Source organism: Mycobacterium sp. NGS62 (genome assembly GCF_059812285.1).
In genome coordinates this window covers 1-205 of the sequence record NZ_JCALCK010000110.1, presented here as the reverse complement: position 1 = coordinate 205, position 205 = coordinate 1, and the positions used below count along the sequence as shown (strand labels likewise).

Sequence of the window (205 nt, the reverse complement as noted above, 5' to 3'; positions counted from 1 at the left end):
CCACCCGGTCGGGGGCTGGCAACAAGCCCGCAAAGACCGCGTCGCCCAGGTCCTCGCCGCCCATCCCGGCGCCTGGAACCCCGACCAATACAGCAACCCCGACAACGTCGCGGGTTATCAGTCGCTGGGGTTGGAGCTCATGGATCAGCTCGGCAACGTCGACGTGCTGGTCTGCTCGGTGGGCACCGGCGGACACTCCGCCGGC

At 69.3% G+C, this 205-nt stretch carries 1 protein-coding gene; it reads left to right on the top strand.

Features of this window, described 5'->3' with window-relative positions; all coding sequences use genetic code 11:
- Positions 1 to 205, top strand: a 205-nt coding sequence (locus AC5Y49_RS24915) for a pyridoxal-phosphate dependent enzyme (protein ID WP_499892036.1), incomplete at both ends; no start/stop codon positions are given.